At 70.6% G+C, this 22,816-nt stretch carries 23 protein-coding genes and 1 pseudogene; 17 read left to right on the top strand and 7 right to left on the bottom strand.

What is annotated here, in order from left to right:
* Positions 1-2: 2 nt before the first annotated feature.
* On the bottom strand, positions 3-575 hold the full coding sequence (locus ACZ7MF_RS20870; RefSeq protein ID WP_471478368.1) for a TetR-like C-terminal domain-containing protein: 573 nt from the start codon (positions 573-575) through the stop codon (positions 3-5).
* Positions 576-672: 97 nt separating this feature from the next.
* Between ACZ7MF_RS20870 and ACZ7MF_RS20865 the strand changes: the two genes are divergently transcribed.
* From ACZ7MF_RS20865 to ACZ7MF_RS20835, 7 genes and pseudogenes are all read left to right on the top strand, one after another.
* Complete coding sequence (locus ACZ7MF_RS20865) at positions 673-1,140, top strand: oxidoreductase (protein ID WP_471478366.1); 468 nt, start codon at positions 673-675, stop codon at positions 1,138-1,140.
* A gap of 84 nt (positions 1,141-1,224) precedes the next feature.
* Positions 1,225-1,554, top strand: a pseudogene (locus ACZ7MF_RS20860) (alpha/beta hydrolase); the annotation flags it as partial.
* 336 nt (positions 1,555-1,890) lie between these two features.
* Positions 1,891-2,544, top strand: coding sequence for a TetR/AcrR family transcriptional regulator (locus ACZ7MF_RS20855; protein WP_471478904.1), 654 nt, complete (start codon positions 1,891-1,893; stop codon positions 2,542-2,544).
* Positions 2,545-2,798: 254 nt separating this feature from the next.
* A complete protein-coding gene (locus tag ACZ7MF_RS20850; RefSeq protein ID WP_471478364.1) occupies positions 2,799-3,263 on the top strand; it encodes a DUF5709 domain-containing protein in 465 nt (154 codons plus the stop codon).
* A 223-nt stretch (positions 3,264-3,486) separates the two neighbouring features.
* Entirely contained in the window at positions 3,487-4,086 is a 600-nt protein-coding gene (locus ACZ7MF_RS20845; protein WP_471478362.1) for a molybdopterin-dependent oxidoreductase, read from the top strand.
* Complete coding sequence (locus tag ACZ7MF_RS20840) at positions 4,056-4,811, top strand: ferredoxin reductase (RefSeq protein WP_471478360.1); 756 nt, start codon at positions 4,056-4,058, stop codon at positions 4,809-4,811. The genes ACZ7MF_RS20845 and ACZ7MF_RS20840 overlap by 31 nt, the downstream gene beginning before the upstream one ends.
* 1 nt (position 4,812) lies before the next feature.
* Positions 4,813-5,136 (top strand): DUF6510 family protein, encoded by a 324-nt coding sequence (locus tag ACZ7MF_RS20835; RefSeq protein WP_471478358.1) that lies wholly within the window; start codon positions 4,813-4,815, stop codon positions 5,134-5,136.
* A gap of 69 nt (positions 5,137-5,205) precedes the next feature.
* Here the strand turns inward: ACZ7MF_RS20835 and ACZ7MF_RS20830 are convergent, their stop codons facing one another.
* The 3 genes from ACZ7MF_RS20830 to ACZ7MF_RS20820 all read right to left on the bottom strand — a co-directional run bounded on the left by ACZ7MF_RS20830 (position 5,206) and on the right by ACZ7MF_RS20820 (position 8,316).
* Entirely contained in the window at positions 5,206-5,724 is a 519-nt protein-coding gene (locus tag ACZ7MF_RS20830; protein WP_471478356.1) for a molybdenum cofactor biosysynthesis protein, read from the bottom strand.
* 340 nt (positions 5,725-6,064) lie between these two features.
* Positions 6,065-7,879, bottom strand: coding sequence for an NHL domain-containing thioredoxin family protein (locus ACZ7MF_RS20825; RefSeq protein ID WP_471478354.1), 1,815 nt, complete (start codon positions 7,877-7,879; stop codon positions 6,065-6,067).
* A gap of 68 nt (positions 7,880-7,947) precedes the next feature.
* Positions 7,948-8,316, bottom strand: a complete 369-nt coding sequence (locus ACZ7MF_RS20820) for a DUF6479 family protein (protein ID WP_471478352.1) — start codon at positions 8,314-8,316, stop codon at positions 7,948-7,950.
* Positions 8,317-8,471: 155 nt separating this feature from the next.
* Here ACZ7MF_RS20820 and ACZ7MF_RS20815 point away from each other — a divergent pair, with 155 nt between their 5' ends.
* The 9 genes from ACZ7MF_RS20815 to ACZ7MF_RS20775 all read left to right on the top strand — a co-directional run bounded on the left by ACZ7MF_RS20815 (position 8,472) and on the right by ACZ7MF_RS20775 (position 16,266).
* A complete protein-coding gene (locus tag ACZ7MF_RS20815; RefSeq protein WP_471478350.1) occupies positions 8,472-8,864 on the top strand; it encodes a TraR/DksA family transcriptional regulator in 393 nt (130 codons plus the stop codon).
* 191 nt (positions 8,865-9,055) lie between these two features.
* A complete protein-coding gene (locus ACZ7MF_RS20810; protein WP_471478348.1) occupies positions 9,056-9,787 on the top strand; it encodes a TetR/AcrR family transcriptional regulator in 732 nt (243 codons plus the stop codon).
* 224 nt (positions 9,788-10,011) lie between these two features.
* Positions 10,012-11,784, top strand: coding sequence for an AfsR/SARP family transcriptional regulator (locus ACZ7MF_RS20805; protein ID WP_471478347.1), 1,773 nt, complete (start codon positions 10,012-10,014; stop codon positions 11,782-11,784).
* 170 nt (positions 11,785-11,954) lie between these two features.
* Positions 11,955-12,566 carry an RNA polymerase sigma factor gene (locus ACZ7MF_RS20800; RefSeq protein ID WP_471478345.1) on the top strand — a complete coding sequence of 204 codons (612 nt, stop codon included), beginning with the start codon at positions 11,955-11,957 and terminating at the stop codon, positions 12,564-12,566.
* 20 nt (positions 12,567-12,586) lie between these two features.
* A complete protein-coding gene (locus tag ACZ7MF_RS20795; protein WP_471478343.1) occupies positions 12,587-13,066 on the top strand; it encodes a peroxiredoxin family protein in 480 nt (159 codons plus the stop codon).
* Between the two features lie 19 nt (positions 13,067-13,085).
* Positions 13,086-13,595 (top strand): peptide-methionine (S)-S-oxide reductase MsrA, encoded by a 510-nt coding sequence (msrA, locus tag ACZ7MF_RS20790; protein WP_471478341.1) that lies wholly within the window; start codon positions 13,086-13,088, stop codon positions 13,593-13,595.
* Between the two features lie 88 nt (positions 13,596-13,683).
* The gene (locus tag ACZ7MF_RS20785; RefSeq protein WP_471478338.1) at positions 13,684-14,277 is read left to right on the top strand and encodes a GNAT family N-acetyltransferase; all 594 of its coding nucleotides are present in this window, start codon (positions 13,684-13,686) and stop codon (positions 14,275-14,277) included.
* Between the two features lie 95 nt (positions 14,278-14,372).
* The gene (locus tag ACZ7MF_RS20780; protein WP_471478335.1) at positions 14,373-15,290 is read left to right on the top strand and encodes an NADP-dependent oxidoreductase; all 918 of its coding nucleotides are present in this window, start codon (positions 14,373-14,375) and stop codon (positions 15,288-15,290) included.
* Between the two features lie 31 nt (positions 15,291-15,321).
* Entirely contained in the window at positions 15,322-16,266 is a 945-nt protein-coding gene (locus ACZ7MF_RS20775) for an NADP-dependent oxidoreductase (protein WP_471478333.1), read from the top strand.
* A 117-nt stretch (positions 16,267-16,383) separates the two neighbouring features.
* On the opposite strand, the gene ACZ7MF_RS20770 is transcribed toward ACZ7MF_RS20775, so the two are convergent.
* Both ACZ7MF_RS20770 and ACZ7MF_RS20765 read right to left on the bottom strand, forming a co-directional pair.
* Positions 16,384-17,475: an ArsR/SmtB family transcription factor gene (locus ACZ7MF_RS20770; RefSeq protein ID WP_471478332.1), complete on the bottom strand. Its 1,092-nt coding sequence runs from the start codon at positions 17,473-17,475 to the stop codon at positions 16,384-16,386.
* 21 nt (positions 17,476-17,496) lie between these two features.
* Positions 17,497-19,071, bottom strand: a complete 1,575-nt coding sequence (locus ACZ7MF_RS20765) for an AbgT family transporter (protein WP_471478330.1) — start codon at positions 19,069-19,071, stop codon at positions 17,497-17,499.
* A gap of 245 nt (positions 19,072-19,316) precedes the next feature.
* Between ACZ7MF_RS20765 and ACZ7MF_RS20760 the strand changes: the two genes are divergently transcribed.
* Positions 19,317-21,269 (top strand): CocE/NonD family hydrolase, encoded by a 1,953-nt coding sequence (locus tag ACZ7MF_RS20760; protein ID WP_471478328.1) that lies wholly within the window; start codon positions 19,317-19,319, stop codon positions 21,267-21,269.
* Here the strand turns inward: ACZ7MF_RS20760 and exaC are convergent.
* Complete coding sequence (exaC, locus tag ACZ7MF_RS20755) at positions 21,237-22,760, bottom strand: acetaldehyde dehydrogenase ExaC (protein ID WP_471478326.1); 1,524 nt, start codon at positions 22,758-22,760, stop codon at positions 21,237-21,239. The genes ACZ7MF_RS20760 and exaC overlap by 33 nt on opposite strands.
* Positions 22,761-22,816: the final 56 nt, after the last annotated feature.

Genomic DNA, 22,816 nt, shown 5'->3' with positions numbered 1-22,816 from the left:
TGTCACTCCGGCAGCAGGTGGGAGACGAGGTCGCGGGCCCATCGGGGGGTGAGGGGCTCGTTGGTGAAGACGGCCCGGTAGTACAGGGGGGCGAGCACGGCGTCCGTGGTGCGTTCCAGCGTCGGCGGCCGTCCGCCGCGGGCCTTCTCCCGTTCGAGTATGGCTTCGAGGCCCGCCTCGCGCTCGCCGCGACAGGCCGCCGCGCCCTGTTCGCCGCCGGTGCCGATGGTGGCGCGGACCAGTGCGAGGGTGTCCGGGTCGCAGAGGTCCCGGGCCAGGTCGTAGGCGTAGCGCTCCAGGTCCTCTCGCAGGCTCTTGGTGTCCGGTACCACGATGTCGCCGCTGAAGCGACTGGTGGCGACGTCCGCCAGCAGATCGCCCATGGAGCCCCACCGGCGGTACACCGTGGTGGCGTGCACCCCGGCGCGGGCGGCCACCACCGGGATCGTCAGCACATCGGTGTTGTCCTCCCTCACGAGTTCCTGGACGGCCCGGTGGACGGCCGCGCGGACTTTGGCGGAGCGGCCGCCGGGACGGGTGCCGGCGTTGGGCGAGGACGGGGTCGACGGCGTCATGAGGCCATTGTCGCACTGATCATTGCTTTTTTAGCGCATCGATCACTGCATTTATCTCCAGGCCTCGGGGCGCAAGGGATCGCACCAGCTTCCGTGGGTGGGGGAGGGGCAGAACGGCTCGGTGGGCCCGTCCGACGGCGGCTGGGAGACGATCGGGGCGACAGCGGCCGCCTTCGGTGACCTGCGCGCCCCCCGCCCGGCGTCCCACGCCGCACTCGACGAGGTGGTCGGCGCCTTCGCCCACGCCACCCGGATGGCCGACCTGGCGGGGTACGGCGCCGTCGAGATCCAGGGAGCGCACGGTTACCTCCTGCACGAGTTCCTCTCCCCGCTGACCAACCACCGCGCGGACGAGTACGGCGGCAGCCTGGAGAACCGGATGCGGCTGCCCTTGCGTGCCGCCCGCGCGGTGCGCGAGGCGGTCCACGTCGACCTGGCGAACACGCTGCGGCGGGCCTCGGGACTGCCGATCGCCCCGGTCGGCCAGATCGGCGAACTGTCCTCGGCCTACGCACTCGTGGCGGACGGACGGGCGGATGCGGTGATGCTGGGCCGCGCGCTGTGATCCCGGTGCCGGCGCAGCCCCTCAGGCGGTGAAGCCCTGCGGGTTGACGGATACCGTGCCGTGCGGGAGGCCGGTCCGGGCCCGATGACCCTGGAGCGGCTGCCAAAGGTCCGGGCCGAGGACGCCGCGGAGGTGCCGACGCTCGACGAGTTGCGGCGGGGGCGGGCGGTTCGAGGTGACTTCGCGCTCGGTTCCGGGGGCGTCGGGTACTTCCGAGGCCGAGCGGGTGGGGGCGTCGCTGATCTCGGCACGGTACCGGCTCGCGCCGGAGCATCGCATCCGGCACCGCTCGACGACGTCTACGCCGGGCTGCTGTGGACCGCTGAGCACGCGGCCGAACTCGGCTTGGACGCGGACCGGATCGTCGTCGCGGGGACGAGCGCCGGCGGTGGCCTGGCCGCCGCGCCGAGCTTGTCCGTGCGTGACAAGGGCGGTCCGCGGCTGGTCGGGCAGATGCTGATGTGCCCGTGTGTGGTCCGGCGGCTACCACACGTTCGACCTGGTGGTCCCGGACGCGGTGATCAGCCGGGCCGCGTGGCAGGCCCGCCGTTCCTGGCTGGAGCGGGTGCTGGCGGCGGACTGAGGTCCCGCTCGGGTCCCGAGCGGGAGGATTCGGCGCGCCCGCGACCAGGCGGTCCCATTCCTACTCCTCCCCGGGTGCACACGCCTGAGGTCGCACGTCGGCAAGGGCGAGGGCAGCGTCGAAGTGCATTCTCTTCGGGAAATCGGCTCCACGGTAGCCTGGCCGGCGTGGCAGAACAGGTGCGCGACACAGGTGACAGCCGACTGACCGAGCGTGGGCGAGCGACTCGGGAGCGCATCCTCAGGGCAGCTGCCGACATGATGCGTGTCCGGGGTGTCGCTCTCACAACCCTGGACGACGTCCGGGCGGCCAGCGGAACGAGCAAGTCCCAGCTCTATCGCCATTACCCCGACAAGGACGCCCTGGTGCGGGACGTTGTGGCCCTACGGGCCACGGAAGTGCTCGAACGTCAGCACCAGCAACTGCGGCGGCTCAACTCTTTCCGAGGGCTGGAACGCTGGCGCGATGCGCTGATCGAACGAAATGCGCTGCACAACGGCGCTTACGGCTGTCCGCTAGGCTCCCTGGCCGGCGAGCTGGCCGACCAGGACGAGGAGGCGCGCCAGGCGATCGCCCGCCACTTCGCCACCTGGGAGGGGCTGCTCGCGGCGGGGCTCGCGAGGATGAGGGACTCGGGGATCCTTGTGCGAAACGCCGACACCGAAAAGCTTGCCACCGGCCTGATGGCAGCCGTGCAGGGGGGCTATCTCCTGGCCCAGACCGCGCAGGACGTTGCGCCCATGAGGATCGCCATCGACATGGCGATCGCCCACGTCGAGAGATACGCCGCACCCGTCGGGGAGCAGACCGGCAGCGAGTGAGCGGGGCGCACTTCCAATGCGCGGTGTTCGGCACAATTGTTTCCGCCATATTGCGGGCCCTGCCGCGGACACGGAGCGCCGAGGAGGTCATGGAATTCGAGGGCAAGAAGCTCTCCTCGGCCCGGCGGGCAAGGGGGACCATCCGTGGTAGATGACCCGTCGACGCCCCACCCCTTGACTGGAGCCGTCCACCCCGCCGCGGCCCGAAGGGGCATCGGCGTTCACCTCGCTCCGTTCATGGCATGGAGGCCGTAATGACTGCTTCTGACGATTTCCCCTCCTCCGAGGACGACCCCTCGGCCTCCAACCCGCTCCGGTCGCAGGAGGGCTACGACGAGGACGAGCTCGGCGAGGACGTTCTCGACCGGGGCTACTCGCCGGCGGAATCACCCTTCGCGGTCACCGACTGGGGACTCACCGCGAGAGAGGGGGCTTCCCACGAGGACCTCACGCACCGGCTGCGGCGGGAGCTCCCGGAGAACGACCCGTCCGACGACGGCGACGGGCTCGGCGACACGGTCGGTACGGACGGAGAGCTCATCGACGACCAGGTCGGCGACAAGCGGGCGGGGCGCCTCCTGGGCTGGGACACCGGCACCACGACCACCGGCTACGACGGTGACGACTACTGGGCGCGGGACGTCGGCATCGACGGCGGCGCGTCCTCCGCGGAGGAGGCGGCCGTCCATATCGTGCCGGACGCGCCCGACGACTTCTGAACGCGACCCCGACAGGCCGCCAGCGGCGGCGCCTGCCCGGCAGCCCGGGTAGCGTGGAAGGGGGCAGACCCACAAAACCGCATGAGCAGGCTGTCACGTCAGGGCTGGAACAGGACGCACCGGGTCTCGCGGGCGGCGTGAGGTAAGAAGCCACCGCCCGCCGACGCGTATCCCACAGGGCCGTCACGACGGCATCGACAACCGACAGCGAAGGACGGCGGGCATGGCCATCATCTCGCGAGGTTTCCACGGCCGAAGGCCGCTCGACAGTGCCAGACTGCCGCCCGGTCAGTACGAGACCACCAGTTTCCCCGTGCTGTCGGCCGGGCCCACCCCTCGTGTGCCACGGGAGACCTGGGAGCTGTCCGTCACCACGGAGACCGGGCAGCGGCACACATGGGACTGGGACGGCCTGATGGCCCTGTCGGCGGAGTCCCCGACGGTCGACCTGCACTGCGTGACCAAATGGTCGAAGTTCGGCACCGAATGGCGGGGCGTCTCCCTGGACGTCCTGCTGGCGGACGTGGAGACCGCGGCGGAGCACGTCCTTGTCGGCTCCTACGGCGGCTACACCACCAACGTTCCGCTCGCCGATCTGCTCGACGGCAAGGCATGGATCGCCTACGGATACGGCGGCGGCGACCTGACGCCCGAGCACGGAGGGCCGGCACGGCTCCTCGTCCCGCACCTGTACCTGTGGAAGTCCGCGAAGTGGGTGCGCGACATCCAGCTGAAAGAGAGCGACGTCCCCGGCTTCTGGGAAGGCGCCGGCTATCACAACTACGGAGACCCATGGCGGGAACAGCGGTACCAGGGAGACTAGGAGAGCGGCTTCGGTGGCGGGTCGCCGAGGTGACCGGCCGCCGGGCGGAATCCGCCACAGCCGTGACCCTGGAGCTCGACGTGCCCGACTGGCCCGGGCACACGGCCGGCCAGCACGTGGACGTGCGGCTGACCGCGGAGGACGGGTACAGCACCCAGCGCAGCTACTCCATCGCCTCCGCGCCCGGGGAAGGACGCATCGAGCTCACTGTCCAACGCCTGCCCGACGGCGAGGTGTCGCCCTACCTGGTCGACGAACTCGCCCCCGGTGACCAGCTCGAACTGCGCGGCCCGGTCGGTGGCTGGTTCGTCTGGCACCACAGGCAGCCGGAGCCGGTACTGCTCGTGGCAGGCGGCTCCGGTCTCGTGCCGCTGATGAGCATGGTCCGCGCTCGGGAGGCAGCCGGCAGCAGGGCGCCGTTTCGGCTCCTGTACTCCGTGAGGACCCCCGAGGACCTGTTGTACGGCTCCGAGCTCCGTATGGGGGCGCCGGGGCTGGACACCGCCTATCTCTACACCCGGGAGACACCCGCGGAGGCGCCGCGTCCTGCCGGTCGCATCACGCCCGACGATCTTGCACGAAAGGGCTGGCCGCCCGACTTCGAGCCGACCTGCTATGTGTGCGGGCCCACGGGATTCGTCGAGAAGGCGGCCGCCTATCTGGTGTTGCTCGGACACGCGCCGGAGCGTGTCCGCACCGAACGCTTCGGCGACAGTGGAGGTTGAGATGGCGCCGACGAGGACGGACGAACCGGACGCGGACGGCGTCCCTGACGGACACATCGACGGAAACGCGCTGGCGGGTCCCCTCTCCGAGGTGTTCGCCGTCGACGTCACCGCCGCGACGAGCCGGTGCGCACACTGCGGTTGCACGGGCCCGCTCGCCGGTCTGTACGTGTACGACAAGGCCCCGGGCCTCGTCGCGCGCTGTCAGCAGTGCGGCGGAGTCGTGCTGCGCATGGTCCGTGCGAGGGGTGTCGCATGCCTCGACATGACCGGCGTCGCGCTGCTGTCGATCCCGCTGGGGGAGGCGGGCCTCCAGGGGGCCTGACGACGGCGGACCGGCGTTCCCGACCGTCGGGCGGCCGGCCCGAACCCGCGCGCCCAGCCCGACGAAGTGCTACCTGCCGTCGTCGGGCTGTTCCAGCACGCGAAAGCGCGCTGTGCCGACACGGATCACACCGTCGGTCAGCGGTGTGCACCGGACACCGCCCTTTCCCCGCAGTGCCCGTTGCGCGCCCGGCCCGATGACGGCGTCCATCCACGCGCAGGGCCGTGCGGCTCGGTTCACCGCCAGCGCCACGGGTCCGGCGCCGCTGTCGAGTTCGATGGTCCGGCCGATGCACGAGTCGATGTCGATGCCGCGGAGCAGGACGTTTCGGCGGGTCTGCCTGAGATCGGCGCCGAAGGGGAGGCCTTCCACGGCCATCACGGTGATGGCCGCGTCCCGGTGCGCCGGCCGGGCGAAGTAGCGGTCGCCGACGATCCCCAGCCGGCTGCGCACCTCGACCTGCTCGACCAGGCCACCGTCCGGGTCCGCCGCCGCGCCGTCGGCCGGGCGTCCGGCGTATCGGTGCACCGGCGAGACGAGCAGCTGAACGACCTCCACCTCGCGGGGAGGACTGTCGGGGGTACTCATGCCGAGGCGGACTCCACTCCTGTGCCGGTGGGGCGACGACGGTGATCGGCCGCGGCGCGGCCGCACGAAGAGGGCGGCGGGAGGTGGGTCCTGCGGGGGAGTGTCCCGTCCGTCCCCGGGAGATGCCGGTGCACGGGCCCGTTGCCCGGTCTGCGGGGCTCCGGCCCTCTTGGTCCGCCCGATAGTAGTCCGGCGGCCCGCGAGGTCGCAGGTCGCGCGACCGGGGTGTCGACGCGCAGTAGAGGCGCAGTGCACGGACCGAACCCGGAGAGGTGTCCGGAGCACGGCCGGATCCACGCGTGTCTCGCGGCACTGATCCCGAACGGACTCCACGGTCGTGTCACGCGGAGGCGTCGTCCGGGCCGGCCAGGACGAGCGACAGGCTGCCCGCCGCGCCGTCGGCGAGACGGATCGGAACGTCCCAGTCCTGCTGGTGGACGTGGCAGGCCGGGAACGGGATGTCCGGGTCGTCGTCGCAGGACGCGGCCATGGCGGACACGTGCAGCACACCCTCCGGGACCGTCGGGTCCAGTTCGAGCAGACGGGCCGGGCCGGTGTCCGCACCCTCCCCGGTGCGCAGCAGTTCGGGTGGGGAGGCGGAGACCAGGAGCCGGGTCGAGGGCCCGTAGCGCGTGTCGAGCTTCTGTCCGGGAGGTGCGTGGAAGACGACCTCCAGTCGCAGGATGCCCGGAGCCACCTCTATCACGTCCCGTCGGATCCGGTGGGCGGCTCCCGCCGGACGCACGGCCTCCTGCGGCAGGCGCAACCGGGTCAGCCGGTGCCCGGCCGACTCGACGACCACGATGTCGTCCCCGACGACCACGGCGTCGCTGGGCTCACGCAGGTCGGTGGCGAGCGTGCTGACCTCGCCGGTCGCCGTGTCGTAGCGGCGCAGGGCGTGGTTGTAGGTGTCGGACACGGCCACCGAGCCGTCGGGCAGGGCCGTCACGCCCAGCGGATGCTGCAGCAGGGCCTGCCCGGCCGGACCGTCCCGGTGCCCGAAGTCGAACAGTCCGGTCCCGACGGCCGTTCGGACCGTGCCGTCCAGGTCGACCCAGCGCAGTGCGGAGGTCTCGGAGTCGGCGACCCAGAGCCTCTCCCCGGACGCCGCCAGCCCGGACGGCTGCGCGAACCAGGCCTCGGCGCCGGGCCCGTCGACGAGGCCTTCGTCGGTGGTCCCCGCCGTGACGGTGACACTGCCGTCCCGCGGGTCGTAGGCCCACAGCTGGTGCATGCCCGCCATGGCGATCCACAGCCGGTCGTTCCACAGGGCGACGTCCCAGGGCGAGGAGAGGCTGACGGCCCGGGCCGGCCCGGACGTGGCTTCCCCGCGCATCCACTGCCGGCCCGTGCCGGCCAGGGTGGAGACGTCGCCGGTGACGGGATCGTAGCGGCGCAGCGCGTGATTGACGGTGTCGGCGACGACCACCGAGCCGTCGTCGAGCAGAGCCAGGCCCTGCGGCTCGTTGAAGGACGCGTTGCCGGCGGGACCGTCCGCGAAACCCCGCTCTCCGCTCCCCACCCGCCGCACGAGGCCCTCACCGTCCTGCGCCAGCTCCACCAGTTGGTGCCGGGTGGTGTCACTGACCAGGAACGTCCCGGAGGGCAGCAGCAGCGCCTTGCCGGGGAAGCGCAGGATCGTCGGCTCCGGTTCGGGCGCCACGTACGGGGCGTCGCCGCGCCGCAGGGTGCCCTTGGCCAGGTGCTCGGCCTCCAGCTCCTCGACCAGCCGCTCGATGGCGGGCGCGTGTCCCTCGCCCGCGTACTGGGCGACGACGTAGCCCTCGGGGTCGATCACGACGAGGGTGGGCCAGGCGCGTACCGCGTACTGCTTCCAGGTGGCCAACTCCGGGTCGTCCAGCACAGGGTGCTCCACGGCGTAGCGTTCGACGGCGTCCAGAACGGCCCTGTGGTCGGCTTCGTGCACGAACTTCGGTGAATGCACACCGACGATCACGACGGTGTCCCGGTGTCTCTCCTCCAGCCCGCGCAGTTCGTCGAGGGCGTGCAGGCAGTTGATGCAGCAGAAGGTCCAGAAGTCGACGATCACGATCCGCCCGCGCAGGGCCGCCAGAGTCAGCTCCCGGTCACCTGTGTTGATCCAGCCGCCCCTGCCCTCCAGCTCAGGGGCGCGAACCCGGATGCGCTTAGCCATGCCTCAAGCCAACCACAGGGTCGGCGTGCCCGGCCTGCGGTACGGCCGGCGCCTCGGAGTGCCCGTCGTCATACGTGACCGGGCCCGCCGCTCCCGAAGGCTCCGCTCGACCCCGGCAGCCAGCGACGGCGCGTCTGGTCCTCGCTCCGACGGCTGGGGGAGTGATGGAGTTGGTACGGCCTCAGGCGCGGGGTCCCCTCCGCCGCCAGCGGGATCTCGTCGGGCTCACGCCTCTCGAACTCCTCGTGGACGGCACCGGTCGCCGGGAGCATGCCGTGCTCTTCGGCGCGGGGGCGCCGGGGCTCCCGGTCCATGACTCTCACGCCCAGGCACACGGCCCAGACCAACGCGCCGGCGATCACCAGCCCTCCGACGAAGGCGATCGTCGGGAGCGTGTGTGAGGATGCGGCGAGTGGTTCGTACGCTTCGGTGTTCATGGAGTGTTGCGGTCCTCTCATCTGGTGCAGAAGGCCAGTGATGCGCTGCTTCGTCGTTGAAATGGGTGGTGGGCCGTCGGTGCGCGGTACGTCCCTGTCCACGCCGTCCTTCGGTGCCGGGCGGCGTGGACGGCGCGTGAGGAGAGGCGGGGCACGTGGGTGACGACCGAGCGGACGACGCGGCCTCGCCGGCCGAAGCCGAAGCCGAAGCCGAGGCCTTGCGCCGCAGGCTCGGCGAGCAGGCGGTCGAGCTTCGCCGGCAGACCGCCGGCGCCGAGGCGCGGAAGGCGCAGTTGTGGGCCGACTGCCTCCTGGATGCCGCGGACGCGGGCTCGGCCACCGAGGCGCTGGCCCGGCACGTCTCCGAGACGGAACGAGCGCTCACGCTGCTGGCGCGCGTCGAGGAGGCTCTCGACCGCTTCGAGGACGGTGGCTACGGGCACTGCGTCCAGTGCGGCGAGGCGATCGGCGGCGAACGCCTGCGGGCCTTCCCACACGTCGAGCGTTGCCTGCGCTGCGAGTCCCGCGGGGCGGGGCGCTCCGGCTGACGTGCCGCCGCGGGCCCGGCGGCGGAAGGGACGGTACGCCCCGCGGTCGCTCCCGGTCATGCTGCGGTCCTCCTGTGGCCAACGGGGACCAGCGGTCTCCGTCCAGCTGATTCGCGTCGGCGGAGTCGCGCTCCTTACCCGGGTATGGCGCGTCGTGCGTCAGGCGGCGGGCGGCAGCTCGCATTGCCTCAATGGCAATGGACTATGTAGTCCAGTTCGATCCTGCTAATCTCTGCGGGAGTAACCTGGCCGACGTGGCAGGACGGGTGCGGGAAGACGGCGACTCTCGGCTCACCGAGCGAGGGCGAGCGACTCGAGAGCGCATCCTGACAGCTGCTGCCGAGATGATGTATGTCAAAGGCGTGGCGCTCACAACGCTCGACGACGTCAGGGCGGCCAGCGGAACGAGCAAGTCCCAGCTGTACCGCCACTATCCTGACAAGGACGCCTTGATGCGGGACGTCGTCGCATTGCGGGCCGCGGAAGTGCTCGAGCGCCAGTACCAACACCTGCAGCGTCTCAGCTCCTTCCGTGGACTGGAACGCTGGCGTGATGCGCTGATCGAGCGCAACGCGCTGCACAACGGGGCCTACGGCTGCCCGCTCGGATCCCTGGCGAGCGAACTGGCCGACCAGGACGAAGAGGCGCGCAGGGCGATGGCCCGGCACTTCGCGGCCTGGGAAGGCCTCCTCGAAGCCGGGCTCGCCAGAATGAAGGACTCGGGAGTCCTCCGGGTGGACGCCGACGTCAGCGGGCTCGCCACCGGCCTCATGGCGGCACTGCAGGGCGGCTACCTCCTCGCGCAGACGGCGCAGGACGTCGAGCCGATGCGTATCGCCCTCGACATGGCGATCGCCCACGTCAAGGCGCACGCGGCGCCCGCCGGGGAAGCGCCTTTGGAGGACGGTTCCGACCTGCGCTGACGGGTGCCCGGTTCTCACGAGAAGCGACGCATGTCCTTTTGGAAAGGGACTATCTAGTCCAGAAAATCCGCGCGTGCTGCGGTACGTTTGAGGAGGGTGGTCCCTCTCGCGGACGGCCAGGCAACTCACCCTCACAAGGCCTCAGGGCGGTACGAGCCATGCACACAGGCATCCAGTTCTCAGTCCTCGGCCCGGTCCGACTGCACAAGCAAGGAGTCGAGGAGGTGGCCGGCCAGCCGAGGCAGTGCGCGGTCCTGGCTTCGCTCTTGCTCAGAGCGGGCAGGCCGGTCAGCCTCTCGACGCTGGTGGAGGACGTGTGGGGCGACGAAGCTCCTCCGTCCGCCGTCGGCTCGGTGCGTACGTACGTCTACCGGCTCAGGCAGGCCCTCGGCGACCAGAGCGACAGCTTCGTCAGGCTCGTCGACGGCGGCTACCTGCTCCATGTCAGACCGGACGGCTTGGACCTGAACCGCTTCAAGCGGACGACGGCCAGGGCGCGCGAAGCACGCGACGGCGGAGACCTCGCGCTGGCAGCGGACCTGCTGTCCGAGAGCCTGGGAATGTGGAAGGGCGCTGCGCTTGCCGGCGTCCCCGGACCGTTCGCCGACATGCAGCGAAGCGTGCTGGGCGAGCTGCGACTCGCCTGCGCCGAGGAGCAGCTGGCCTGCGAAGTTGAGCGGGGCCGCTATGCCGAGGCCGCCGCAGAGCTGTCGGCTCTGCTCGTCGAGCACCCGCTGCGCGAGCGCGTCTGCGGTCTCCTCATGACCGCCCTGTACGGAGCGGGACGGCAGTCCGAGGCCCTGACGATCTACCACACGACCAGCCACCTGCTGCGTCAGCGCCTCGGAGTCAACCCCTCACCGGAGCTCCAGCAGGTTCACGAGCGCATTCTCTCCGGGCGATTCCGGCTCCCGCGGAGCACGGACCGCCCGGTCCGCGAGTGGCACCCCGCGTCGCCCCAGGCGCCCGCGCAGCTGCCGGCCGGCCTTCCCAGCCTTGTCGGGCGGGAGAAGGAGCAGGAACAGCTGGAGCGACTGGCGAACGACGCGGCAGCCTCGTCCTCGGTGGCCATCTGTGTGATCGGCGGGATGGCGGGAGTCGGTAAGACGGCCTTCGCCACAGCCACCGCCCACCGTCTTGCCGATCGCTTCCCCGACGGACAACTCTTCGCCGACCTGCACGGCATCGACGCCGAGGCCGAACCCCGCGACCCCGCCGAGGTACTCGCGGGCTTCCTGCACGCCCTGGGCGTGCGGCCGGAAGCCGTACCCGAGACCGCGCAGGCCCGAGGGCTGATGTTCCGCGGTCTGCTGGCCAGGCGTCGCATGCTCGTCGTGCTCGACAACGCCTGCGGCACGAACCAGCTCAAGGACCTCCTTCCGGGGAGCCCCGGTTCCATGGCCCTCGTCACCAGCCGCATGCAGCTGCACACGCTGGTGGCCGCCTACCAGGCGCTCCCGCTGACCCTGCTGCCACTGAGCCAGGCCGACGCGCGCAGTTTCCTGGCCCGTCGCCTCGGTGCGGCGAGGACCGCGGCCGAGCCGGAGGCCGTCGACCGTATGATCCAGTTCGCCGGGAGCCTCCCCCTCGCGCTGGCCAACGTCGCAGCCCGCGCGGCCTACCGCCCCCAGATGCACCTGGCGAGCCTGGCCGACGAGTACGCCCTGTCGGAACACGGTGTCCTGGACGCCTTCGCCGGCGACGAGGACCCGGTGCTCGACGTCCGCGCCGCGATTGCCCGCTCCTACGGTTTGCTGGATCCGGAGGCGGCCTCCCTCTTCCGCGCCCTGAGCGGTGTGCCCGGAGCCCAGTTCGCCGCGTCCGACGCCGCGCACATGGTCGCCCAGCCCGAACACCGGGTCCGCCGGACGCTGCCGCGGCTGGTCCACGCACACCTCATCTCAGAGGTCGGGCCAGGCAGGTACAGCTGGAACCGACTCGTTGCCGCGTTCGCCGCCGAGCAGCTTGCGGCACCCGACCGGGCTCTGCGGGCCTGACATCCGAAATGCCGGCGTTGTCTCGGGGGGCGGGTGGCGACTTGGCGTAGACGGTCTGTAGATGCGGGCGTGGTTGGCTGGTGCACACGAGATGACCTGGGGATTTGAGGACTATGCACCCTGCGGATGCCGGACAGTCGTGTCACTCGGGTCCCAGGCGGCCGAGGTCTTTGGATCCGGAATCCGCCGCGTGGGTCGATGCACTGAAAGACAGGAGTGGAGCGGAATACGAGCCGACCTGTGCGCGCCTGCACGCACTGCTGGTCCGGATCGCGATGGATGACGCTTTCCGCCGAGGATGCCGTTATCGGATCACGGGACCCGAGCTGAATGACCTCGCCCACCAGGCGGCTGCGGACGCCTTGATGAGGATCACGTACAAAATCCACGACTTCCGTGGTGACGCAAGGTTCACCACCTGGGCGTTCCGGTTTGTAGTGCTTGAGGTTTCCAGCAAGCTCAGCCGTCATTTCTGGCGTGTGTCGACTGCCCGTTTCGACCAGGAGGAGTGGGCGCAGGTACCGGACCACTCCGGGGTCGACCCGGTCAGCTGCTGCCAGGCACAAGAGTTGGTCGAGGCCGTGCAGGATGCCGTCGACACGGCACTGAGCATCCGGCAGCGCCAGGTCTTCACCGAGGTCGTCCTCAAGGGGACGCCCCTGGAGACGTTGGCGGACGAGCTGGAAACGAACCGTAACGCTCTTTACAAGACCATGTTCGACGCACGCAGGAAGCTGCGCGCCAGGCTGGTCGCGGAGGGCCACCTCGGCGCCGCAGGTTGACAGATCATGAGGAGACAGTGATGCCATTGCTCAGCCCCGGAGACCCGTTCCCGGCCCTCACCCTGAAACTGACGGGCGGCGGGGCAGTCACCCTGCCGGACGCGTTCGGAGACGGCTTCGGCGTCGTCCTGTTCTATCGCGGATCCTGGTGCCCGTACTGCAACGCCCAGTTGCGTGCCTTCCAGCGGGCCGAACAGCGCCTGGCGGAGGCCGGCGTCAAGGTCGTCGCACTGTCCGTCGACGACGAGGCGACGACAGCGGAACTGATCACGAAGCTGGGTCTCACCTTTCCGGTCGGCCACAGCGCCGACGCCGCGGCGGTCTCGGCCGCGACCGGAGCATTCGTGAACACCGAACCCGCCTATCTGCAGTCGACCGGATTCGTGCTCGACCCGTCAGGAAACGTGGCCGTCAGTGTCTATTCCAGCGGAGCCATCGGACGGCTCGTGCCGGAAGACGTCATCGGCCTGGTCCGCTACTTGGGCGAACACGCGGAGTAGCGAAGGCAGGGAGTGCGACATGGCAACGGAAAATGAGAAAGCAGTACTGGCCGGCGGCTGCTTCTGGGGAGTGCAGGAACTGTTCCGAACGCTCCCGGGCGTTGTGGCGACGCGTGTCGGTTACACCGGAGGCGAGGTCGTGAACCCGACCTACCGGAGTCACGGGAGCCACGCCGAAGGGATCGAGATCACCTACGACCCGTCCAGAACGACCTACCGCGTGCTTCTGGAGTTCTTCTTCCAGATCCACGACCCCACCACGGTGAACCGACAGGGGAACGACATCGGCCTCAGCTACAGGTCTGCCATCTTCTACCTCAACGACGAGCAGCGCCGCGTCGCGGAGGCAACGATCGCCGACGTCGAGGCATCCGGGCTGTGGCCCGGCAAGGTGGTCACCGAAGTGGTGCCCGCGGGAACCTTCTGGATCGCAGAACCCGAGCATCAGGACTATCTTCGGCGTTATCCGAACGGCTACACGTGCCACTTCGTTCGGGAAGGCTGGAAGCTGCCCCGGGCGTCGGCCTGACGGGGGCAGTCTCGTGCGGCCGGAGGGTGCCGGCCGGCCGGACGGGATCGCTGCCGACCCCGCGGCCCGAAGGTTTGGATGAGCAGACATGCCTGGTCCGTCAGATCGACCGCATCGCGTACGAGTCGACGATGCCCGTATCGAGACCGAACGGCTCGTACTGCGCCGGTGGTCGACAGACGATGCTGCGGGGGCTGTCGCCGTGTACGGCGAGGACGAGGTCGCCCGATGGCTGGCTCCGGCCATGGGTACGGTGCCCGACAGGGAAGCCATGGCGAGAGTGCTCGGCCAGTGGATCGATGAGTGCTCGCGTCTCGAACCTCCCGCGGGTCGTTGGGCCGTCGAGCTCTCGGAGACCGGCGAGCTCGTCGGCGGGGCGGCGATCCTGCCGCTGCCACCCGACGGTGTGGACCTGGAGATCGGCTGGCAGCTCGCGAGACCCTTCTGGGGACGTGGCCTGGCCACCGAAGCGGGCCACGGCGTGGCTCACTACGCCTTCACGGCGGGGGTGGACGAGGTCTTCGCCGTGGTGCGCCCCCGCAACACGCGTGGAATCGCGACGGCTCGGCGCGTGGGCATGGAATGGGTGGGTGAGACGGACAAGTACTACGGGCTCACCTTGCAGGTCTATCGGCTGCGCGAGGGGGACCTGGACGTCCCGCCTCTGCCCGGGCGAATCTGAGCGGGCTCCCTGGTAAGACGTCGTGGGCCGGTGCCGCTACTACTGATGAAACGAGAACGCCGCTCAGGCATGAACCGATCGTAGTGAGGTGCGGGATGAAAGCCATCGTGGTGACAGATCAGGCCGCGGGAGCGGCCGGGATGACCCTGACCGACCGGCCGAAGCCCGAGGCCGCGGGAAACGACGTGCTCGTCGAGGTCCACGCCTCGGGATACACCCCCGGCGAGCTGACGTGGCCCGGTACCTGGACCGATCGGCTGGGCCGGGACCGCACACCGTCGATCCCCGGCCACGAGGTCGCCGGCGTCGTGGCCGCCCTCGGCTACGGCACAAGGGGGCTGTCGGTGGGACAGCGGGTGTTCGGTCTCACCGACTGGACACGCGACGGCACCCTGGCCGAGTATGCGGCCGTCGAAGCCCGCAACCTCGCGCCGCTGCCGGGTGACGTCGACTTCACGGTGGGTGCGAGCCTGCCGATCTCCGGCCTGACCGCGTGGCAGGGGCTGTTCGTGCACGGCCGTTTCCAGGTCGGGCAGACCGTTCTGGTACACGGCGCGGCCGGTGGCGTCGGATCGGTGGTCACGCAGCTCGCTCGCGAGGCCGGCGCCCACGTCATCGGGACGGGGCGCGCCGCCGACCGCCAGAACGCCATGGACTTCGGCGCCCACGAGTTCCTCGACCTGGACAACGAAGCGCTTGAAGACGTCGGCGGAGTGGATCTGGTGTTCGACGTGATCGGCGGGGACGTCGGGAAGAGGTCGGCGAGTCTGGTTCGAGCGGGAGGGATGCTGGTGAGCATCGCCGGCCCGCCCGAGGCGCAGCCGAAGGACGGTCTGGCGGTCGACTTCGTCGTCGAGGCCGACCGCGCACAGTTGGCCGAGGTCGTCCGGCGGGTCCGGGAGGGCCGGCTGCGGACGAACATCGCCCAGGTCGCCGACCTCGACGACGCGGTTGCCGCCTTCAACCCGGCAGAGCGGGTCAAGGGGAAGACGGTCATCCGCGTTCGCCGCTAGGAAGGCGGCAGTCGACGGGAGAGGTATGCCCATGAAGGCAATCGTGGTGACCGACCGGACCGCGGGGACCGCGGGGATGAGGTTGGCCGAACGCCCCGGGCCGGACGCGGTGAAACTCGCCGGCTTGGAGGGCGCGAACTACGGCGATGTCGTCGTTGAGGTCCATGCCTCGGGATTCACCGGGAACGAGCTGGAGTGGCCTTCGACCTGGTTCGACCGCCTCGGTCGTGATCGGACGCCGTCCATTCCCGGACACGAGGTGGCCGGTGTGGTCACCTCTCTCAGCTATGGAGCTGCCGGCTTGTCGGTGGGGCAGCGGGTTTTCGGGCTCACGGACTGGACCCGGGACGGCACACTGGCGGAGTACGTCGTCGTGGAAGAGCGCAACCTCGCGCCGCTGCCGGGCGACATCGCCTTCACGGCGGGCGCGGGCGTCGCGATGGCCGGCCTGACGGCCTGGCAGGGGCTGTTCGAGCATGGCCACCTCCGCACGGGGCAGAGCGTCCTCGTTCACGGAGCGGCCGGCGCAGTCGGTTCGGTGGCGACACAGCTGGCACGCGACGGCGGCGCCTACGTCATCGGCACCGGACGCGCCGACCACCGTCGTGCGGCGATCGACTTCGGCGCGCACGAGTTCGTCGACCTGGAGCGCGACGCGCTGGAGGACGTCGGTGGGGTCGATCTGGTCCTCGACGTCTTCGGGGGTGACATCGGACGACGCTCCGCCGCACTGGTCCGAGCCGGCGGAACACTGGTGAGCATCGTCGGCAGGCCCGAGGTACGTCCGGCGGCCGGCCGGGTCGTCGACTTCGTCGTCGTACCCGATCGCGCACAACTGCGGGAGATCGCCCAGCGGGTCCGGGACGGGCGGCTGCGGCCGCACATCGGCCGAGTGGCGACCCTCGACGACGCCGTCGACGCCTTCAACTCGCCCCAGCGGATCAGCGGCAAGACGGTCATCGGCGTTCGTCCGTGAGGGACCGGGCGCGGACCTGTGCCGCGGCCCGCAAGCAGCGGACCTGTGCCCAGGCCCGCAGGTAACCACTCATACCAGCACACCGGGCGCCGGCTTCCCTCGTGCCCGCCGTCGCCTTCACCGTGCCACGGTTGCGAGGACGTCGTTGCCCAGTCGCTGGATGACATCCGTGGCGAGCCGGTGCCGCACCAGCTTGCCGTCCCGGGTGGAGCGCACCAGGCCCGCGTCGCGCAGCGTCCGCAGGGCCCGGGAGACCTGCGGTTCGCTGGATCCGAGCCGGGCGGCGAGCTCCGAGGTGGTGATGGGCTCGCCCAGCAGGTGGCGGCACAGCTCCATCCGGGCGGGCGAGGTCAGCGCCATCAGCCGGTCGTGCAGATCCCGCAGGGTCAGCTGTCCGTCCGGAGTGGTCCCGCGCGCCGGGTACTGCACCACCACGCACGACGGGTGCTCGTGCTTGACCGTCAGATGCGGCCAAACCCGGGCTGAGGGGACGAGGACCAGCGGGCGCGGGGCCACCTTCACCTCGTCGATCTGCAGCTTGTCCAGCCGGACGCGTTCCCCAGGCCCGACCCGGGCCGCCGTCGGCAGCAGCTCGGCCAGCACGTCGGCGGGCGGCCGGGCCGCCAGTCGGCGACGTACTTCCCGCGCATGGTCCTCCAGGGCCGGCCGCAGCGTGCGCCAGTCGTCCGCGAAGAACGCGGTGTCCGCGGCCCGCAGCACCGCGAGCACACGGTCCCGCAGCTCCAGCGGTGCCGACACCAGCTGCCGCGCCAGCTCACCGCGGGCGTAGGAGCGGCGCAGACAGCGGCGGACGTAGTCCTCCGCGGTGGTGGTGCCGGCACGGAGCTCGTGGGCCGACGGCAGGGGCCGCGCGCTGGTGCCGAGGACTCCGGGCGCCACCAGCCCGAGGAAGGCATCCGCCGACAGCGCAGCGATCGCCGCCAGCGCCTCGTCCAGGCTCGCGGCGAGAGGAACCGCGAGGGGAAAGAACAGGCGGCAGCGGAAGCGGGCCCACAGCGGAGCGAACACGGACAACTCGTCGCGCAGCTCGGGTCCCGCGGCGGCGGCGCGGGCCGCCCAGTCGGCGGCCTCCGGGTGGTGCTCGGGTTCGGCGAGCACATGCAGGCTCGCCATCAGTTCCGACAGGGCGAAGGGCCCGGCCACGAGGTCCGCGGGGCCGAGCCCTCCGAGGTCGAGGACGATGCTCACGCCGTCAGCGTACGGCGGTGCTCACCGCACCGGCGCCCCCGGGCCGAGTGGGATGCCCAGCAGGTACCAGACGAAGAACAACAGCACCCAGACCACCAGCATGATCATCGCGAGGGGCAGCGTGAAGGAGACCAGAGTGCCGATGCCGGCCTTGCGGCGCAGGGTCTGCAGATAGCCGACACACAGCATGAACGAGGTGCTCATCGGGGTGATGGAGTTGGTGCAGGAGTCGGCGATGCGGTAGAGGGCCATGGTGGTCGCCGGGCTGGTGCCAAGCAGCATCAGCATCGGCACGAGCGCCGGGGCGACCAGGGCCCACAGGGCGGAGCCGGAGGTGATGAGGAGGTTCATCAGCGCGACCGCGATGATCAGCAGCGAGAACAGCACCAACGTGGGCGCGCCCAACTGCTTGAGGAAGTCCGCGCCTTCGACCGCGACGACCGTGGCGATGTTGGTCCACTTGAACAGGGCCAGGAACTGGGACACGGCGAAGAAGAGCACCAACAGCGGGGCGATGGAACGCACTCCCTCCGCCATGAACTCCGGGATCGCCCGGCTCCCCCTGATCCGCCCGGTGAGCCGCCCGTACACGGCACCGATGAGCAGGAAGAAGACGGTCAGGAAGACGGCGATGGAGTCCATGAAGGTGGACTCCACGATCGCCCCTCCCTCGCCGCGCAGCGGAGACGAGGCGGGCAGCATCGCAAGCACGATCAGCGCGGCATACCCGAGCACGGTCAGTCCGGTCAGCTTCAGGGCACGCGATTCGGTGCTGTCGTCGACCTCCGCGGCGACGACCCGCTGTGCCGCGGCGGCCTCCAGGTCGGCGTCGGGGACCAGGTGGTGCTCGCGCTTGGCGAGGACCTTGTCCACGACCAGGGCGATGGTGCCGGCCAGCACGAACGCCGAGACGGTGGTGAAGTACATGTTGTCCGTCGCGCGGACCACCACGTCCCCGTCGACGAGCTGCGCGGCCTCGGTGGCCACGGACGCGAACAGCGCGTCACCGGGGGCGATCAGCGGGTTGGCGTCCCCCGCCGCGTTGATGGCGACGAACGCGACGATCATGCCGAGCATCGGGGAGCGTCCCACGGCGCGGAAAGCCACCGCTCCGAGCGGGATGAGGACGACGTACGCGGAGTCGGACAGGAACTTCCCCAGCACACCGCCCAGGGCCACGCCCAGGACTACCGTGCGCGGGGACAGGCCCGACAGCATGCGGCGTGCGAGCGCTTCGAAGAGGCCCGACCGCTCGGCGACCGCGACGCCGAGCATCACCATCAGCACGGTGCCGAGCGGGCCGAAGGTGACGAAGGAGTCCTGGGCCCCGCTGAGCAGGTCCCGTACGGCGTCCGCCGACAGGGCGCTCCGCACACCGACCGGGTCACCCGAGGACGGGTCCTCGACCTGAAGTCCGGAGGCGTTCAGTGCCCAGCTGACGAGGGCGACGACCCCGCACAGGATCCAGAACAGCCAGAACGGATGCGGCAGCGCGTTGCCGGCCCGCTCGACCACGTCCAGGAGCCGGGAGCCACGGCCCTCCTTGCCGGGCTCGGCAGCCCGCGCCTCCCGGGTCCGGCTGTTCGGTGTGCTCATGGCGGCCTCCTGGGGACGGTGAACGAGGGCATGACGCGGCCGCGCCGCGAGCAGGACGAGACGGCACCCCGGAGCCACGCACGATCCGTCGCGCCGTGGAGCCGTCGCGAGGGCTTGCGGGCAGTTCCCGGGGTGTGCGCTGCACAGTAGGTCCCGTGCCCGGTCCCGTCACCGTTCGACGGCACAGTTGACCTGATGACGTCAAGTGATCGCCATGACGTGGGCCACTGCCTAGCGTCACGGGTGTGACCTGCTACGACACCTCCCATGCCGGGCGACCCGAACGCCTCCAGGGCGGCACCCTGTGGCGCCGCACCCTGCGCATCCCCGTGCGGGACGGCATCCGTCTCGCGGCGGACCTGTACTCCGCCTCACCCGAGCCGGAGGCGACCGCGCTTCCCGTGCTCCTCGAGCGCACCCCCTACGGCCGGCGCGCACGGCGCGGTTCGGACCAGGACCGCAGCGATGCGCCGGTCCCGCATCCGGAGGACATCGCCCGGCACTTCACCGAGGCGCGCTACCACGTCGTACGGCAGGACTGCCGGGGCCGCGGCGACTCCGAGGGAACGTTCGTGAAGTACCTCGGCGAGGGCCCGGACGGGGCGGACACCGTCGCGTGGCTCAGGAACCAGCCGTGGTGCGACGGCAGGGTCGTCATGACCGGGGTGTCCTACTCCGCCCACGTCCAGGCCGCCGCGGCCGCCGAGGGGGTGACCGGGCTCGCCGCCATGTTCCAGGACTCGGGCGGCTTCTCCTGCGCGTACGACGCGGGCATGCGGATGGGTGGCGCCTTCGAACTGAAGCAGGTGACCTGGGCACTGCGGCAGGCGGCGAAGAGCCCGGAGGCGGCGGTGGATCCGGTGCTGGCCGAGGAACTGCGGCGGGTGGACGTGGCGGGCTGGTTCGGTGCGATGCCGTGGCGGCCGGGCTGCACGCCGCTGCGGCACCTGCCGGCGTACGAGGACTTCCTGCTGGAGCAGTGGCGGGAGGACGCCTTCGGGGACTACTACCGCAACCCGGCGATCTACGGGCGCGGCTTCTACGACCGTTTCCCGGACGCGCCGAGCCTCCACATGGGCAGTTGGTACGACCCCTACGTCCGCTCCACCATCGAGAACTTCACCGCCCTGCGGGAGCTGAAGTCGGCCCCCTCCTACCTGGTGATGGGCCCGTGGACGCACGGGCACCGCTGCGACACGTACGCCGGGGACGTGGACTTCGGCCCGCGGGCCGCGCTGGACGGCAACCTCGCCCCGTCCTACCTGGAGTTCCGGCGCCACTGGTTCGACCGAGCGCTGGGCCGGGAGGACGAGGGGCATCCGGACGGCGGCGACCTCCCCGCCGTCCAGTACTTCCTGATGGGCGGCGGCGACGGCCGACGCGACGGGGCGGGGCGGATGCGGCACGGTGGCGCATGGCGCACCGACACCCGGTGGCCGCCGGCCCTCACGGCCCCCGTCGCCCTCTACCTCACCCCCACGGGGAATCTCACCCTCGCCCCGCCCGCCGAGGCCGCCGCGTCGGTGACCTACGACTTCGACCCACGCCACCCGGTCCCCACCATGGGAGGGCAGGTCACCTCGGGCGAGCCGGTGATGACGGGCGGGGCCTACGATCAGAACGCCCCCGACGCCCGGGTGCACGGGGCGCGTGAGCCGTACCTGCCGCTGGACTCCCGGCCGGACGTCATCACCCTGACCACACCCCCGCTCGAACGGGACGTGATCCTGGCCGGACCGGTGTCGGCACGGCTCCACGTCTCCACCACCGCCCCGGACACCGACTTCACCATCAAGCTGATCGACGTCCACCCGCCCAACGCCGACTATCCGCACGGCTTCGCCATGAACCTCACCGACGGCATCTTCCGCTGCCGCTTCCACCGCTCCTACGAGAAGCCGGAACTGCTCACTCCGGGCCAGGTGTACGAGGTCGAGGTCGCCGCCCCCGACACGGCGAACCGCTTCGCCGCCGGCCACCGCATCCGGCTCGACATCTCCTCCAGCAACTTCCCCCGCTTCGACGTCAACACCAACACCGGCCGGCCGGAGGCAGCCGCCCGCCGCACCGCCGTCGCCGCGAACACCGTGCACATGGATGCCGAGCGCCCGTCCCACCTTCGAGTGTGGCTGGAAGGGGGAGCAGACGCCCTCGCCCAGCCGGCTCTAGAAGAACCCAAGTTTCTTCGGGCTGTATGAACACAGAATGTTCTTGGTCTGCTGGTAGTGCTCCAGCATCATCTTGTGGTTCTCCCGGCCGATGCCCGACTGCTTGTAGCCGCCGAAGGCGGCGTGTGCCGGGTATGCGTGGTAGCAGTTCGTCCACACGCGTCCCGCCTGGATCGCGCGGCCCGCGCGGTAGGCGGTGTTCATGTCGCGGGTCCACACCCCGGCGCCGAGGCCGTACAGCGTGTCGTTGGCGGTCCTGACGGCGTCGTCGAAGTCGTCGAAGGACGTCACCGACACCACCGGGCCGAAGATCTCCTCCTGGAAGATCCGCATCCGGTTGTGGCCCTCGAAGATCGTCGGCTGGACGTAGTAGCCGCCCTTCAACTCGCCGTCGTGCTCGATCCGCTCACCGCCGGTGAGTACCTTCGCGCCCTCCTGGCGGCCGATGTCCAGGTAGGAGAGGATCTTCTCCAGCTGGTCGTTGGAGGCCTGCGCGCCGATCATCGTGTCGGTGTCCAGGGGATGGCCGGGCTTGATCAGCTCGGTGCGGGCGACGGCCGCCGCCATGAACTCGGCGTAGGCGCCCCGCTGGACGAGCGCCCGGGACGGGCAGGTGCAGACCTCGCCCTGGTTGAGCGCGAACATCGTGAAGCCCTCGAGCGCCTTGTCGCGGAAGTCGTCGTCCCGCGCCCAGACGTCGTCGAAGAAGATGTTCGGCGACTTGCCGCCCAGCTCCAAGGTGACCGGTTTGATGTTCTCCGAGGCGTACTGCATGATCAGCCGCCCGGTGGTGGTCTCGCCGGTGAACGCCACCTTCGCCACCCGGGGGCTCGACGCGAGCGGTTTGCCCGCCTCCACGCCGAAGCCGTTGACGACGTTCAGGACCCCGGGCGGCAGCAGGTCCGCGACCAGGCTCAGCCAGTAGTGGATCGACGCCGGGGTCTGCTCCGCGGGCTTCAGTACGACCGCGTTGCCGGCGGCGAGGGCGGGCGCGAGCTTCCAGGTCGCCATCAGGATCGGGAAGTTCCACGGGATGATCTGCGCGACGACCCCCAACGGCTCGTGGAAGTGGTACGCCACGGTGTCGTCGTCGATCTCGCCGAGTGAGCCCTCCTGGGCGCGGACCGCGCCCGCGAAGTAGCGGAAGTGGTCGATGGCGAGGGGGATGTCGGCCGCCAGAGTCTCGCGCACCGGTTTGCCGTTCTCCCAGCTCTCCGCGACCGCCAGGCGCTCCAGGTTCGCCTCCATGCGGTCGGCGATCTTCAGCAGGATGTCGGAACGCTCGGTCACCGAGGTACGGCCCCAGCCCGGAGCGGCCTCGTGCGCGGCGTCGAGCGCCCGCTCCACGTCGTCCGCCGTGCCGCGCGCGATCTCGGTGAACGGCAGGCCGTTCACCGGGGACGGGTTCTCGAAGTACTGCCCGCGCGCCGGTGGCACGTACTCGCCGCCGATGAAGTGGTCGTAGCGCGACTGATAGGAGACGATCGCGCCCTCGGTGCCGGGCGCCGCGTAACGGGTCATCCTGTCTGCCTCCCTCATCGAGCGCTGTCCGCCGTTGGACAGCTCTGCGCGCGAGG

Source organism: Streptomyces sp. NPDC111628 (genome assembly GCF_055635195.1).
Note: the sequence above shows the minus strand (reverse complement) of the source record. Positions and strands in the feature narration are given on the sequence as shown.

Bases quoted from the DNA above. Each gene is read 5' to 3' on its own strand.
- ACZ7MF_RS20830 (WP_471478356.1), bottom strand. From the start codon at position 5,724: ATGAGTACCCCCGACAGTCCTCCCCGCGAGGTGGAGGTCGTTCAGCTG.
- ACZ7MF_RS20850 (WP_471478364.1), top strand. From the start codon at position 2,799: ATGACTGCTTCTGACGATTTCCCCTCCTCCGAGGACGACCCCTCGGCC.
- ACZ7MF_RS20820 (WP_471478352.1), bottom strand. From the start codon at position 8,316: ATGAACACCGAAGCGTACGAACCACTCGCCGCATCCTCACACACGCTC.
- ACZ7MF_RS20845 (WP_471478362.1), top strand. From the start codon at position 3,487: ATGGCCATCATCTCGCGAGGTTTCCACGGCCGAAGGCCGCTCGACAGT.
- ACZ7MF_RS20775 (WP_471478333.1), top strand. From the start codon at position 15,322: ATGAAGGCAATCGTGGTGACCGACCGGACCGCGGGGACCGCGGGGATG.
- ACZ7MF_RS20810 (WP_471478348.1), top strand. From the start codon at position 9,056: ATGGCAATGGACTATGTAGTCCAGTTCGATCCTGCTAATCTCTGCGGG.
- ACZ7MF_RS20825 (WP_471478354.1), bottom strand. From the start codon at position 7,879: ATGGCTAAGCGCATCCGGGTTCGCGCCCCTGAGCTGGAGGGCAGGGGC.
- ACZ7MF_RS20780 (WP_471478335.1), top strand. From the start codon at position 14,373: ATGAAAGCCATCGTGGTGACAGATCAGGCCGCGGGAGCGGCCGGGATG.
- ACZ7MF_RS20835 (WP_471478358.1), top strand. From the start codon at position 4,813: ATGGCGCCGACGAGGACGGACGAACCGGACGCGGACGGCGTCCCTGAC.
- exaC (WP_471478326.1), bottom strand. From the start codon at position 22,760: ATGACCCGTTACGCGGCGCCCGGCACCGAGGGCGCGATCGTCTCCTAT.
- ACZ7MF_RS20840 (WP_471478360.1), top strand. From the start codon at position 4,056: ATGGCGGGAACAGCGGTACCAGGGAGACTAGGAGAGCGGCTTCGGTGG.
- ACZ7MF_RS20765 (WP_471478330.1), bottom strand. From the start codon at position 19,071: ATGAGCACACCGAACAGCCGGACCCGGGAGGCGCGGGCTGCCGAGCCC.
- ACZ7MF_RS20870 (WP_471478368.1), bottom strand. From the start codon at position 575: ATGACGCCGTCGACCCCGTCCTCGCCCAACGCCGGCACCCGTCCCGGC.
- msrA (WP_471478341.1), top strand. From the start codon at position 13,086: ATGGCAACGGAAAATGAGAAAGCAGTACTGGCCGGCGGCTGCTTCTGG.
- ACZ7MF_RS20795 (WP_471478343.1), top strand. From the start codon at position 12,587: ATGCCATTGCTCAGCCCCGGAGACCCGTTCCCGGCCCTCACCCTGAAA.
- ACZ7MF_RS20785 (WP_471478338.1), top strand. From the start codon at position 13,684: ATGCCTGGTCCGTCAGATCGACCGCATCGCGTACGAGTCGACGATGCC.